14 protein-coding genes are annotated in these 13,226 nt (G+C 38.6%); 7 read left to right on the forward strand and 7 right to left on the reverse strand.

Translation table 11 applies throughout. The features are described from left to right. Nucleotides 1–59: 59 nt before the first annotated feature. The 3 genes from IO68_RS18690 to IO68_RS18700 form a co-directional block, all read right to left on the reverse strand. The gene (locus tag IO68_RS18690; protein ID WP_023012512.1) at nucleotides 60–314 is read right to left on the reverse strand and encodes a YfhL family 4Fe-4S dicluster ferredoxin; all 255 of its coding nucleotides are present in this window, start codon (nucleotides 312–314) and stop codon (nucleotides 60–62) included. Nucleotides 315–317: 3 nt separating this feature from the next. Beyond that, nucleotides 318–1,682 (reverse strand): tRNA 5-hydroxyuridine modification protein YegQ, encoded by a 1,365-nt coding sequence (gene yegQ, locus IO68_RS18695; protein WP_023012513.1) that lies wholly within the window; start codon nucleotides 1,680–1,682, stop codon nucleotides 318–320. 201 nt (nucleotides 1,683–1,883) lie between these two features. Then, on the reverse strand, nucleotides 1,884–2,309 hold the full coding sequence (locus tag IO68_RS18700) for a hypothetical protein (RefSeq protein WP_004880080.1): 426 nt from the start codon (nucleotides 2,307–2,309) through the stop codon (nucleotides 1,884–1,886). Between the two features lie 466 nt (nucleotides 2,310–2,775). Between IO68_RS18700 and prfA the strand changes: the two genes are divergently transcribed. Together prfA and prmC are read left to right on the forward strand one after the other, a co-directional pair. Beyond that, a complete protein-coding gene (gene prfA / locus IO68_RS18705) occupies nucleotides 2,776–3,864 on the forward strand; it encodes a peptide chain release factor 1 (protein WP_023012514.1) in 1,089 nt (362 codons plus the stop codon). Beyond that, entirely contained in the window at nucleotides 3,864–4,682 is an 819-nt protein-coding gene (gene prmC, locus IO68_RS18710) for a peptide chain release factor N(5)-glutamine methyltransferase (protein WP_023012515.1), read from the forward strand. The genes prfA and prmC overlap by 1 nt, the downstream gene beginning before the upstream one ends. Here the strand turns inward: prmC and IO68_RS18715 are convergent. Further along, nucleotides 4,679–5,311, reverse strand: coding sequence for an FMN-binding negative transcriptional regulator (locus IO68_RS18715; protein ID WP_023012516.1), 633 nt, complete (start codon nucleotides 5,309–5,311; stop codon nucleotides 4,679–4,681). The two genes, prmC and IO68_RS18715, sit on opposite strands and share 4 nt — an antisense overlap. Before the next feature lie 16 nt (nucleotides 5,312–5,327). Continuing rightward, a complete protein-coding gene (locus IO68_RS18720; RefSeq protein ID WP_023012517.1) occupies nucleotides 5,328–6,389 on the reverse strand; it encodes an AraC family transcriptional regulator in 1,062 nt (353 codons plus the stop codon). 144 nt (nucleotides 6,390–6,533) lie between these two features. Here IO68_RS18720 and IO68_RS18725 point away from each other — a divergent pair, with 144 nt between their 5' ends. Continuing rightward, nucleotides 6,534–7,304, forward strand: coding sequence for a 3-hydroxyacyl-CoA dehydrogenase (locus IO68_RS18725; protein ID WP_023012518.1), 771 nt, complete (start codon nucleotides 6,534–6,536; stop codon nucleotides 7,302–7,304). Between the two features lie 179 nt (nucleotides 7,305–7,483). After that, the gene (locus IO68_RS18730) at nucleotides 7,484–8,059 is read left to right on the forward strand and encodes a hypothetical protein (protein ID WP_023012519.1); all 576 of its coding nucleotides are present in this window, start codon (nucleotides 7,484–7,486) and stop codon (nucleotides 8,057–8,059) included. Nucleotides 8,060–8,149: 90 nt separating this feature from the next. On the opposite strand, the gene IO68_RS18735 is transcribed toward IO68_RS18730, so the two are convergent. Further along, nucleotides 8,150–8,728, reverse strand: a complete 579-nt coding sequence (locus IO68_RS18735; protein WP_023012520.1) for a flavin reductase family protein — start codon at nucleotides 8,726–8,728, stop codon at nucleotides 8,150–8,152. Nucleotides 8,729–8,782: 54 nt separating this feature from the next. Beyond that, nucleotides 8,783–9,802 (reverse strand): AraC family transcriptional regulator, encoded by a 1,020-nt coding sequence (locus IO68_RS18740; RefSeq protein WP_023012521.1) that lies wholly within the window; start codon nucleotides 9,800–9,802, stop codon nucleotides 8,783–8,785. A gap of 277 nt (nucleotides 9,803–10,079) precedes the next feature. Between IO68_RS18740 and IO68_RS18745 the strand changes: the two genes are divergently transcribed. The 3 genes from IO68_RS18745 (at nucleotide 10,080) to IO68_RS18755 (ending at nucleotide 13,183) form a co-directional block, all read left to right on the forward strand. Next, entirely contained in the window at nucleotides 10,080–11,096 is a 1,017-nt protein-coding gene (locus IO68_RS18745) for a lipase family alpha/beta hydrolase (RefSeq protein WP_004880063.1), read from the forward strand. Nucleotides 11,097–11,179: 83 nt separating this feature from the next. Beyond that, entirely contained in the window at nucleotides 11,180–12,220 is a 1,041-nt protein-coding gene (locus tag IO68_RS18750; protein WP_023012522.1) for a lipase secretion chaperone, read from the forward strand. A 234-nt stretch (nucleotides 12,221–12,454) separates the two neighbouring features. Continuing rightward, nucleotides 12,455–13,183 (forward strand): HesA/MoeB/ThiF family protein, encoded by a 729-nt coding sequence (locus tag IO68_RS18755; RefSeq protein WP_171068553.1) that lies wholly within the window; start codon nucleotides 12,455–12,457, stop codon nucleotides 13,181–13,183. Nucleotides 13,184–13,226: the final 43 nt, after the last annotated feature.

The following is a 13,226-nucleotide window of genomic DNA, read 5'->3' on the forward strand; positions in this document are numbered from 1 at the left end:
AAGAAGCGGTACTTTCAAACATGATAGAAGGAAAGCACCAGAAAATTAATTTTAACTATTTAATTATTATATAAATTTAAGCTTTTAAATTTGATGAGAAGTTGGTCTTTTGATTCTAAAAAGTTAGGGTCTGGATCGATACAGTTAATCGGACACACAGCAATGCATGTAGGCGATTCATAAAAGCCTACACATTCAGTGCAACGTTGTGGGTCGATTTCGTAAACTTTTGCACCTTCATAAATCGCTTCATTGGGGCATTCTGGGAGGCACATATCGCAATTGATACATGCCGTCGTGATCAAGAGTGCCATGTCTTAGTTCGCTACATAAGCCAAAGCAGAAGATTGTAATTGCTCTTTTGCATGAGGCAGGTTGCGAATTAATAAAGCATAAGCAATATCTATATCTTGTGGCAGTGGAATCTCTACGATATGACCTGAGCCTTTAGCATTGTCGATTGAATTACCTTTTAGGTCACGCATATGCTCAAGCACAAAAGAAATATTGCCTTTTGGTGTCATCAATTCTAGCGAATCCCCCACGAGGAAGCGATTTTTGACTTCAATACGAACATAGTCGCCGTGACGTTCCAATACTTCACCGCAGAATTGTTGATAATCAAAATGTGATGAACCATCTTCATAGTTTTGATAGTCACTGTGAATATGTCGACGTAAGAAACCTTCGGTATAACCTCGATTTGCCAAACCTTCGAGTTGATGCATTAAACGTTGATCAAAAGCTTTGCCTGATAAAGCATCATCAATTGCTTTACGATAAATTTGTGCTGTGCGCGCACAGTAAAAATAGGATTTCGTTCTCCCTTCAATTTTAAGAGATGCAACACCCATATGCGTCAGACGATCTACATGTTGTACTGCACGGAGATCTTTTGAGTTCATAAAGTAAGTTCCATGTTCATCTTCTTCTGCGGCAAACATTTCTTCTTCATTGCGTTGAACTAAAACCGTTTGTGTGGTGTCTTCTGAATCCGCTTTTGAACAACATTGTGTAGGTTCGTCTAATTGCTGAACAGGGATGACATCACCATTGACATCTTCTTTTGCATCATGGATTTTATATTCCCAACGACATGCATTGGTGCAAGCACCTTGATTGGCATCTCGTTTATTCATATAGCCAGATAGAAGACAGCGACCTGAATAAGCCATGCATAATGCACCATGCACAAACACTTCTAATTCGATTTCAGGGACATGTTTTTGGATTTCTTCAATTTCCTCAAGTGATAACTCACGAGAAAGGATGACACGACTTAGTCCATAGTCTTTCCAAAACTTTACTGTTGCCCAGTTAATCGCGTTTGCTTGTACTGAAAGATGTATTTGCACATCAGGGAAATGTTCACGCACCATCATAATCAAACCGGGATCAGACATAATCAAGGCATCAGGTTGCATCGCAATAATCGGTTCAATATCTCGAATAAAATTTTTCAGCTTACTGTTATGTGGTTGAATGTTGACAACAACATAGAATTTTTTACCTAAGGCATGTGCTTCATCAATACCGATTTTTAAATTGTCATGATCAAACTCATTATTACGAACACGTAAACTATAACGAGGTTGACCTGCATAGACTGCATCTGCTCCATAAGCAAAGGCATAACGCATATTTTTAAGAGAGCCAGCAGGCGAGAGTAATTCGGTATTCATGTAAAAACACAAAGGCATATAAAAAATAGGGGATTATTCTAGGAAGAACAAGAAAAGGATTCAACCAAGTATTTAAGTCAGGATTTTTAGCATTAAATCCTTATTTGCCAATGCTAGTCTCACCTTTAAATAAGTCTAAATTTATAGAATCTCCAGAAATCTTGCTTAGATAATAAAAAAGCACCCGAAGGTGCTTTTGAATTAGTGATGACGATGTTTACGTTTTTTCTTATATTTTTTAGATTGGTGATTGTCATAATAACGATCTTGACCAACTTGACGACCTAAAGCTGCACCACCAGCAGCACCCGCTGCTGCACCGATGTAACCACCCGTTGTTCCACCTAGATTTTTACCAACTGTATAGCCACCGACACCACCTAAACCGCCACCGATAGCAGCTTCGGTACGTGTACGTTTACTACTTGCAGCAGCTGCACCACCAGCACCACCAATCGCAGAACCAATCATAGCACCGCTGTTTCCACCAACTTCTTTACCAATTGCAGTACCGACAACACTACCAAGCGCAGATGTTGCTGCTACACGTGTACCATTATCTGCATGAGCAACGGTCATCAGAGAGGTACTTGCTAAAATCGCACATAACCAAGCATTGGCTTTCATTTTTAACTCCACGTTCCTATTGGATAGGACATCTTTTGTAATGCGAGCAAATGTAACAAAGTTTGAGATGGAAAATGTGGAGATGCTTTCCTGAATTATTACGGTTTAGTGATTGGATTGTAGTGTTTTGTTGCTTTCGATGAGAAATAGAGCGATAAATCAATTCAAAACCCGAAGTAGATAACGATTTAATCTCGTTTGAAAATACAGAATTATAAAAATAGTAGGCAATGTTCTAACTTGGATATGTTATTTCAAATTTTACACTTCGCTTCAATAAATCAAACCGCTCAGAACAGATAAAACCAAGTGATTTGTGATGAAATGATGGTGGAATAGTAAGTTAGCAAACTTCTCTATGTTATTTAATCAGGAGAATCTGTAAACTATGCGCAATTTTTTGATTTTGCTCGTGCTTCCGCCAGTTGTGTTGCATAGAGTCTTTAGATTTTGAGATATTCCACCCATGAAAGCATCACTCCGTTTAAGATTAGATCAATTATGTGATCGTCATGAAGAGCTGACTGCATTGCTCGCAGATGTAGAAGTTATTTCGGACAATAAACGTTTTCGTAAACTGTCACGTGAACATAATGATTTAACAGAAATTACTGAGGTTTGGGCTAAATATCGTCAAGCTGAAGAAGACATCGAAACTGCTGAAATGATGAAGTCTGATCCAGACTTTAAAGATATGGCAGAAGAAGAAATCAAAGAAAATAAGACGCTTTTGGTTGATCTCGAAGATCAATTGAATGTATTGATGATTCCTAAAGATCCAAACGATGCCAATGCTGCATATCTTGAGATTCGCGCAGGAACAGGTGGTGATGAAGCTGCGATCTTCTCTGGTGACTTATTCCGTATGTATAGTAAATATGCTGAAACTCAAGGTTGGCGTATTGAAGTGCTTTCTGAAAATGAAGGTGAACATGGCGGTTATAAAGAAGTGATCTGCCGTGTAGATGGTGAGGGCGTATATGGCCGCTTGAAATTTGAAAGTGGTGCACATCGTGTACAACGCGTACCTGCCACTGAATCCCAAGGTCGTGTGCATACATCTGCATGTACAGTTGCGATTCTTCCAGAAGTAGATGTAGACACAACAGTGGATATAAACCCTGCTGATTTACGTATCGATACCTACCGTGCATCAGGTGCGGGTGGTCAGCACATTAACAAAACCGATTCTGCTGTGCGTATTACCCATATTCCGTCAGGTGTTGTGGTTGAATGTCAAGAAGAACGTTCACAGCACAAAAACAAAGCTAAAGCGATGGCGCTACTCGTATCACGTTTAGAAAACGCAAAACGTGCTGCAGCAGATGCTGCAACTTCAGAAATGCGCCGTGACCTAGTAGGTTCTGGTGATCGTTCTGAACGTATCCGTACTTATAACTACCCGCAAGGCCGTATGACCGATCACCGTATCAATCTAACTTTATATAAATTAGATGCAATTATGGAAGGTGATCTAACAGAACTGTTAGATAGCTTGCATCGTGAATATCAAGCGGATCAGTTAGCTCTGCTTGCACAGGAAAATGGCGGCTAATGAATATTGCTCAAGCATTAGAAATCAAAGGCGAAATTGATAGCTACGAACGCCAAGAAGCAGCATGGCTACTTGAGCATATTGTAGGAATCGGTGCTTTGGAGCTAAAGTTAATGCTTGAGCAAGAGTTGACTGAAATACAAGAACAAGCTTATTTAGATGGGCTTGCGCGTATTGAACAGGGCGAGCCATTGGCTTATGTTACGGGTTCTCAGCCATTTTGGACGCTAGATTTAAAAGTAACCCACGATACTTTAGTTCCACGTCCTGATACTGAAATTTTGGTTGAAACGGTGCTGAAACTTCCAATCAGTACGAATGCCAATATTGTCGACTTAGGTACAGGAACTGGTGCAATCGCTTTGTCGTTGGCAAGTGAGCGTCCGCAATGGCAGATTACAGCAACTGATGTTTATCTACCGACCTTAGACGTTGCAAAAGAAAATGCGACTCGACATGGTTTAACGCAAGTTAACTTTGCCTGTGGAGCTTGGTTTGATGCTTTAGAATCGCAAACATTTGATTTGATTGTATCTAATCCACCTTATATCGATCCAGAAGATGTGCATATGCAAAAGCTCAAGTCTGAACCTGAGCGAGCATTAATTGCAGATAATCATGGGCTAGCAGATATTGAAATCATCATTACTCAGGGAAAAGACTGGTTAAAGCCAAACGGTTGGATTGTGCTTGAACATGGCTATGATCAAGGACAGGCGGTACGTAATATCTTTGAGCAACAAGGATTTAGTCAAATCCAAACGATTCAAGATTATGGTGCAAATGATCGCGTTAGCTTAGGGCAGAAATCAGGTTAATCTTGAATATATCCTTGGACTGCTTGCGCTAATTTAGCTTCACCTCGTTGCTCTAAACTATCCACAACACCGACAGCATCGACTTTATCGCGATTTTGACTGAGTTTAAATTTTCCAGTCATTTGCTGAATTTCAATTTCTATTCCAATGATGCCTTTGAGTTCTTCTGCGATATAGCCACTTGGTGCGTCAGACATTTTCCAAGGTTTCGGTTGTTTCACCTCATGTGTTCGGGTCAGTTTTGCAAGAATACCACGCAAGGACTTTTCATCTTCTAAAAAGCGAATAGCGCCATTGACGTGAACCACTTGATAGTTCCAAGTCGGTACGTGTTGATGGTGTTGTTGCTTGCTTGGATACCAGTTTGGTGAAATATAGCCTTGTTCACCTTGAAAAATGACAAGCACCTCTGTTCCATTTCTGATTTGGGTGTGTAGAGGATTATTTCTTGCAATGTGTGCAACGAGAATAGCACTATGATGTTCAGGTTCACGGAGCAATTTAAATGGTAAATGATTAGCCCCAAATCCATTCGTGCTTTGGCTAACTAATGTCGCAAAGGGATAATTTTCAATGAGTTGGTAAAGCTTTTCATGATCTTTCTCTTCAAAAATCTCAGGAAGATACATTTTTAACCTCCATTTATTACGAATCCAAATTGCTTAAAAAACTCTTTTTGTTGGGGGATGATTTACGGTAAGTACCAGGGCTTACACCACTCCATTTTTTAAAAGCGCGATGAAATGCACTTGGATCATGGAAGTTCAGCTCATCACTAATACTTTGAATGGAATCATTGGTTTTACTTAGGCGTTCAATTGCAATATCGCAGCGGATATCATTTTTAAGTTGTTGATAGCTAACACCTTCTTGTTTCAAGCGCCGTTGAATCGTTGCCGTCGACATATTTAATTGTTGTGCGATATCTTTTAATTCAGCCCATAGTGAAGGCGGTTGTAACAGTAGTTGACGACGAATCTGCAAGCTTAAAGAATTTTCATTTTTAAAACGTACAATTAGGTTATAAGGTGTCTGACTCAGAAAATCTTTTAATGCCTGTTTATCTTTCTTAATTTTATGTTTGAGATAATGTGCATCAAATTCGATTTTATTCTGTTCCGCATTGAACTGAATGTCTTCGCAGAAGCGAACACGATAATCTTGTATTTCTACAGGTGGATGGCATCGAAAAGTCATACTTTGAAATGCGATACGTTGATCGCTCAACCAACACATCAAACTGTGCACTAACATTAAAAAAGTTGAATAGGTGAACATACGTTTAGGCTGTTCGTGATCGTGCAAAATCAAATAGGCTTTGTCACCTTGTTGAACAAGTTCACCATGAATATCATCTAAGATTAAACTCAGGAATCTAAGGATTTCTTTTATTGCTTGTTCTAATGTTTCAGCATTGAATGCGAGTTGAGCCAAGAGCTTATAACTGCCACGTCGCATGGGGTGTTGATCCATTCCCAAGAATTCATCATTCATGGTTTCTGCAAGTTCTACCCATAATTGTGCGCATTGAGTTACAGGAACACGCGCTTTGGTCGAGGTTAGCAATTCTGCTGAGATACCTGCACGATTGGCAATACTCACGATATTTAAACCACGACTTGCGGCAACACTTAACGCTTCACGGATTAAAGCATTAGAAATAGTATCTTTGGCCGAATTTATATCTAAAGGTAAGTTTTTGCTCATACAACAATGAAATACAGGAGAAAAAAATAGATTAAATGCTCAAAAGTTGCATTAAATTTGCTACTTTTTGGAATTGTATCGGAAAAAACTTCGCTTTACTCTGACTTATAAAAATTTATATCTTTAATTTGATAGGAAACGTAAATGAAAATTCAAGGAAAACATTTTGTCATTACTGGCGGTGGTTCAGGATTAGGTGCAGCTACAGCAGAATATCTAGTAGAAAAGGGCGCATCGGTAACGTTGGTGGACATGAATGCTGAAGTTGGAGAACAACAAGCTAAAGCGCTAGGTGATCAAGCTGAATTCGTAAAATTAGATGTAACGGATGAGCAAGCCGCTGAACAATTTTTTAAAGATGTTGTAGAAAAGCATGGTGCACTACATGGTTTAGTCAATTGTGCGGGCATTGGCCCATCGGCGAAAGTTGTGGGGAAAGAAGGAGTCCATGATCTTGCGATGTTCTCTAAAACTTTACAGATCAATGTGACTGGTACATTCAACATGCTTCGCTTTGCTGCTGACGCAATGAGTAAAAACACTGTAGCTGAAGAAGATGAAGACCGTGGTGTGATTGTGAATACTGCATCTGTAGCTGCTTTTGATGGTCAGATCGGACAGGCCGCATATTCAGCTTCAAAAGGTGCAGTTGTTGCGATGACTTTACCGATCGCAAGAGAATTAGCACGTCATGCGATTCGTATTATGGTGATTGCACCGGGTATTATGGAAACACCAATGTTAAAAGGATTACCGCAAAACGTACAAGATGCATTAGGACAAATGGTTCCATATCCTTCTCGTTTAGGTCGCCCTGAAGAGTTTGCTCGTTTGGTTGCCCATATTGCCGAAAATTCTTACTTAAATGGTGAAGTGTTTCGTTTGGATGGTGCTATTCGCATGGCAGCAAAATGATGGTTTCTGTTTAGCCTTACAAATAGATTTTGCTGATAGACCGTTGTAAAAAGAAATTTTACAACGGTCTTTATTTTAGGGTTCGATGCTTAGACTTGCCCATTTGATTATTTCATTTTAATGTTAGGTAAAAGATTTTATGTAGCACAATAAAAATAATCGAGTTTTGGAGCTTATTAATGCAATCTATAAAAACTTTATCAGTCGCATTTACATTACTTTTAACAGGCTGCGTTGGTAATATGAATCCAACGGGTAATATGACTCGACCAAACTATCCATACTATACGACACAACAACCGATAGCCGTTAAAAATATACGTGTACCCGCTGGCACGACACTTGTGTATGAGAAATATGCGTTTAAAAAGGGTAAGCAAGAGCGTTTATTACCTGAAGATAAGCTCACAGATATAAAATTACCAGAAGGAAAAACAATTGTTTGGGGAGGTGTACCTGTCACTCAAATTTCTCGATTTTTTAATACAGAAATGCGGGGTTACTCAGTATATGCAGATTTCAATCAGCTTGAACTCAAGCAGCGGACGCAATTTTCTAAGTTGTGGCAAAGTTGCAATGATGACTTAGGAATTACGGTCAAAGATATCCGCGATTGGTCGTTTAATAAAAATAATATCGCTGATGTAGAAAGTTGTAGCGTAAATTATCAACGATATTTCAAAGATGATGCTCAACAAAAGCAGTTTTTAGATACATTGTATTCTGAGTTAATGAAAGTTGATTCGCCATCATAACCGATGGTTTTACTAGGCTATTGCTTGAGATGAAATACTATTTCAGTGTTGGTATATAAAAGGGAAATGGAACTGCATTTCCCTTTTGAATTAGAGCTGAGCTTTTACTTCTTCACCAATCAAATAAAACGTTCCGCCAGCAATGTAATGCAGACTTCTTAAAGACTTATCGACATCTTCAAAATGCCAGTGTCCATCACGGAAAACGCGTGAATCTGCCCAAGCTGCAATGGCTGAACCAATAAATAGATCATGGTTTTGTTGATTATGTGGTTCAGGGATTACTTTACAGACTAGCCATGCTATGCAGCCATCAACTAATGGAACTTCTAGATCATCTTTATAAAATAGCTCAGTTTTGCAGTCTGCTAACTTATCAGGATGATTAAACTTACTGATAGTGCCTAACTGATGCACCATATCAAGTTGAGCGAAACATGGAACTTGAAGTGCAAAGTATCCACTTTGTTCAACCAACTGGCGTGTTTTGGTACTTTTATCCAATACCACAGTGACCTTCGCGGGTGTTAGCTCTAAAGCACATGCCCAAGCTGCCGCCATAACATCGGCGTCTTGCTCATGCTGAGCTGAAACTAGCACTGTAGGGCCATGATTTAAAAGACGATAAGCTTTAGGTAACTCAACCGCTAATAGATTTTGAGTGCTCATACACTTTCCGAATATTTCTGAACACAACTATTGTTGCATAAAGATCGCTATGATTTACTCATTTTCCCAACGTTTGTAGGCACGATTAAAACTTGAGGTGGATGAATAACCGAGTTTTTTTGCAACTTCTTCTTTCGTGATTAACGGATTTAATAATAACTTACGCGCTTTTTGTTTACGCACGTCGTCATGTAGACTTTGAAAGCTGACCGCTTTCTCTTGCAGCATCCGCTGTAATGTTCTTTTGGTTAAATTCAACTTTTGAGCCACTTGATCAATGCTGAGCAATCCTTCTATTGGATCATCAATCAACCGCTTAACTCGATAAAGAATATCTTGTGTCGCAACTAACTCATCAAGTTCTTTTTGACAGAGCAATTTAAATTTTTCAGAGGTAAGAGGGTCTGACATACTCAAAGGTCGATCTAAAAATTCGGCAGGTGCTATTAAACGAGTATGGGGTTGTTCGTAACGTATTTCTTCAAAAGTAGTATTCAGAATTTTATTAAAACGAGAAAAATAGGGCGGATATTTACATTGTAAATCAATGCTTGGTTTAAAATCAGGAATGAAAAATCTAACTAAGTGAACGAAGCCAGTTAAGAAAAAAATACAACTAAATTCATATGATCGAGTATCTGAAACATCAGTGAAGTTCAATAGAGATGGATCATAAATAATCGTGTAGTAGGCAAGATGTTGTTCGATTTTGAAATCAAATTCAACAAACGAACATTGTAAGCTAACGAACTGATTAATCGTTTGAATTGCATCATAAGCATTTTTGGATATTGCGACAGTAAATCCAAGTAAGCCATGAGAACTGATTTTAATCTGTGTTCCTGCGTAAAATCCAATGCCTTCTTCTTGTGTCAGTTCGATCGTACGCTCAATTACTTTTTTAAAAGAAGCGAGACTAATTTTATAACTTAGATCATTCAGCTTATCAATTTCTACACCAGTTCCCCAAAAGAGGGTTTCAACTGAAATATCCCATTGAGCCACGACCTCACTTAGTAAATGTGCATAAGAGCTACTTATAAAATGATGTTTATGATGACGAGGAAGACTCATGATAGTAACTAAATTCCATTTTTAAACTGATCCTGCGACTTTGAAAATAATCTAGCAATGTGAATTTGAAAATGTACATTCATCGGAATTTTCGGATTCGAGCATAATTTTGGCGTCTATTGTTATGAATTTGGCGCAGTTTGTTTTAGTCTAAAATTCACGCAATATTTGTAGGGAGTATAATTTTGCAGTTCATTTGTATGTTTGGAATGAATCCGCATACAAATCGCACGGACTATATAGCTGTAATAAAAACGAAAAATGCTAGGAGCAAAACGTGAAGAAAAAATATTTAAGCGCTATGACGTTAATGGCGGGTATGCTGATGAGCAGTGGATCTGTAGTACATGCAGGTTTATTCGACTTCTTATCACCAAAGGCATCATGGCAAAATTGTAATGTGGACTCATGTTCAGTCGGCGGTAGTACTTATGTTACCTCTAGTTATGCCAAAACAAAGTATCCAATCTTATTAGCACATGGTATGGCAGGTTTCTCTGCTGTTGGGCCTTTACAGTATTGGAATGGCATTACGGAGGACTTGGTTGGTAATGGTGCAAATGTATTTGTCGCTCAACAAGCATCATTTAACTCATCAGAAGTACGTGGAGAACAATTACTTTTACAAGCAAAACAAGTACTGGCAATTACAGGCGCTCAAAAGGTCAATTTGATCGGACATAGTCATGGCTCACAATCAGTTCGTTATGTAGCGAGCCTTATGCCAACTAAAGTTGCCTCAGTAACTGCTGTAGGTGGACCAACTAAAGGTTCTGATGTAGCTGATGTGGTTTATTCCATCACTCAATCACCAGTGGGGCCGATAGCAGCACCTGTTGTTGCAGCCGCAGTGGATGCTTTCTTTTCTTTAGTGGGTATTGGGTCTGGTCATTATTATGATCAAGATGCAATCGCAGGCCTGAATTCACTTACAACGGCTGGTTCAGCGAATTTCAATAGTCGTTTCCCAGCAGGTGTTCCAACGACTGCTTGTGGTTCTGGTACTGAACTTGTCAATGGTGTTCGCTATTATTCATGGGGTGGTACAGGGGTGTTAACCAATGTATTAGATCCTCTGGACTATGCTTTAGTTGCAACATCATTACTCATAAGTGGTGAAAATGATGGCTTGGTGCCGCGTTGTTCAAATCATTTAGGCACAGTCATTCGTGATAATTATAATTTTAACCATTTGGATGAAGTGAATCAGGTGTTAGGCTTGGTTGGTTTCTTACAAAATCCAGTCACTCCTTATCGAACTCAAGCAAACCGCTTGAAGAATCAAGGTCTATAACTATTCAAATATAAGGGAGTATGGTTTTACTCCCTTTACCATATAACGGTTCACACAATTAATTATAAATAGAGCAAGGGATTATGAGCGGTAAATTTATAAATCATAAGACAATTGTATTTGGTGTTATCACGAGTGTATTGCTCTTGCTACTGCTGATTTACTATGTATTTAAACCAGAAGCTCAAACTCAAAACCAAAATATAAATACGCAGGCAATACAGCCAGAAAACACAGTTTTAGAAAGTGCAACTGCAAACAATAAACAAGGAAAACTGCCAACCCTAGCAGCATCATTACAAGGTACAGAGATTGATTGCCCAATTCAGGTCGATGCAAATGGGAAACTCATTTTAACGGTTGGTATTCGTAGTTGTTTTGATTATTTCTTTTCTAGCTTAGGTGAAAAAACTGAAACAGAGCTTGTCGCAGATATACGACAATATTTGCTCGCTACATTGCCAGAGTCCGCTTCAAACTATGCAATTTATTTGCTTGATCAATATGTTGCTTATATGCATGCACTACAAAACTTAAAACCAAATGCAGGCTTTAAATCTAATAATGTTGATGCTTTGCAAAAAGTCGTAGATCAAATGGCAAAAGTACAACAACAGTTTTTTAATGCGTCTGAAATTAATGCTTTGTTTGGTAATGAAAGAAATCTAAATCAATTTAATCTTGAGCAAATGCGTATCCATTCCAATAAAAATCTAACGACACAAGAAAAGGCTACAGAGCTTGCGAAGTTGATTGATGAATTACCTCCAGCGTTGGCCGACGGAGTACGGGTTTCGATGCAATTCGCTGAATTGCAGCAACTTACGAAAGAAATCCAAGCAAAAGGCGGATCAGCTCAAGATTTAAGAAGTATGAGGGAAAGTTTACTTGGGCCTGAAGCAGCTGATCGTTTGGAAAAAGTTGATCAAGAAGAAGCAGTGTGGCAAACGCAAGTTAATCAGTATTTATCTGTGCGGGATCAAATTTTAAAAAGTGATGCAAATGATGCCAGTAAACAACAATCCATTGCTGAATTACGTAATAGTTCATTTGGGACAAGAGAAGAGCTATTAAGAGCTCAATCCTATGAAGTGATGCATGATCAAAAAAGTAAAGGATCATAATCAATCATTATTTCTAGCTGTAAGTGCTCTCCATTATATTTCCCTGAAATGAGTTGTAGAAATGGAGGGTAACTCACTTCAATAAAAAATATGAATTTGCTGTTTATTCGTATTTTATGCAATTTAACTTTCATAAAAATGCGCTGACACTTAGAATCTAATCTGTTCGGAACAGGCTAGAGAATTGTTGTGTCAAACCATTTAGAAAACGAATTTGAGCTAAGTAATGATGAAATGCATCTTTATAGTCGTCAGATTTTATTAGATGGTTGGGACATTGAAGCACAAGAAAAACTCAAACTCGCCAATGTTTTGATTATCGGTGCAGGTGGCATAGGTTGTACAAGTGCTGAGCTGTTGGCACGAGCGGGTGTGGGTAAAATTACGATTGTTGATGCTGATACCATTGAGATGAGTAATCTTCAGCGACAGATTGCATTTACATTGAATGATCTAGGCCGTTACAAAGCAGAGATTTTGGCTAAGCATCTACAAACAATTAATCCGTATATACAAGTGAACTATCAAAATATACGTTTTGACCCAACGAATGCTGATGATTTAGTACAGCATCAAGATGTAGTTTTAGATGGTTGCGATAATTTTAGTACGCGTTATTTGGTCAATTCGATTTGTCGAAAATATCAAATTCCATTAATTAGTGCTTCAGCGATTGGTTTCGAAGGGCAGTTATTTATGGTTGATGCTGAGACCGCATGCTATGAGTGTCTATTTCCTAAAGAAAATCATGCAAATGAAGGATTAAGCTGTGCAGAGTCAGGTGTGCTGGCTACCACCCCTGTCATTATGGCGTCATTACAAGCACATCACACTTTATTGTTCTTAGGGCGTGGATTAACGCCACTTAAACAGAAACTCTTGCTTTGGAATGGTTTAAATCTTTCACAGCGTATTCTGCAATTTGAAAAAGATACAAATTGTCCAGTTTGTCAGGCAACTTAATCGGTAAACGCCGTGAAATTTGATAAACTAAAACCATCTATGA

Source organism: Acinetobacter sp. COS3, from assembly GCF_000475335.1.
GTDB lineage: Bacteria > Pseudomonadota > Gammaproteobacteria > Pseudomonadales > Moraxellaceae > Acinetobacter > Acinetobacter venetianus.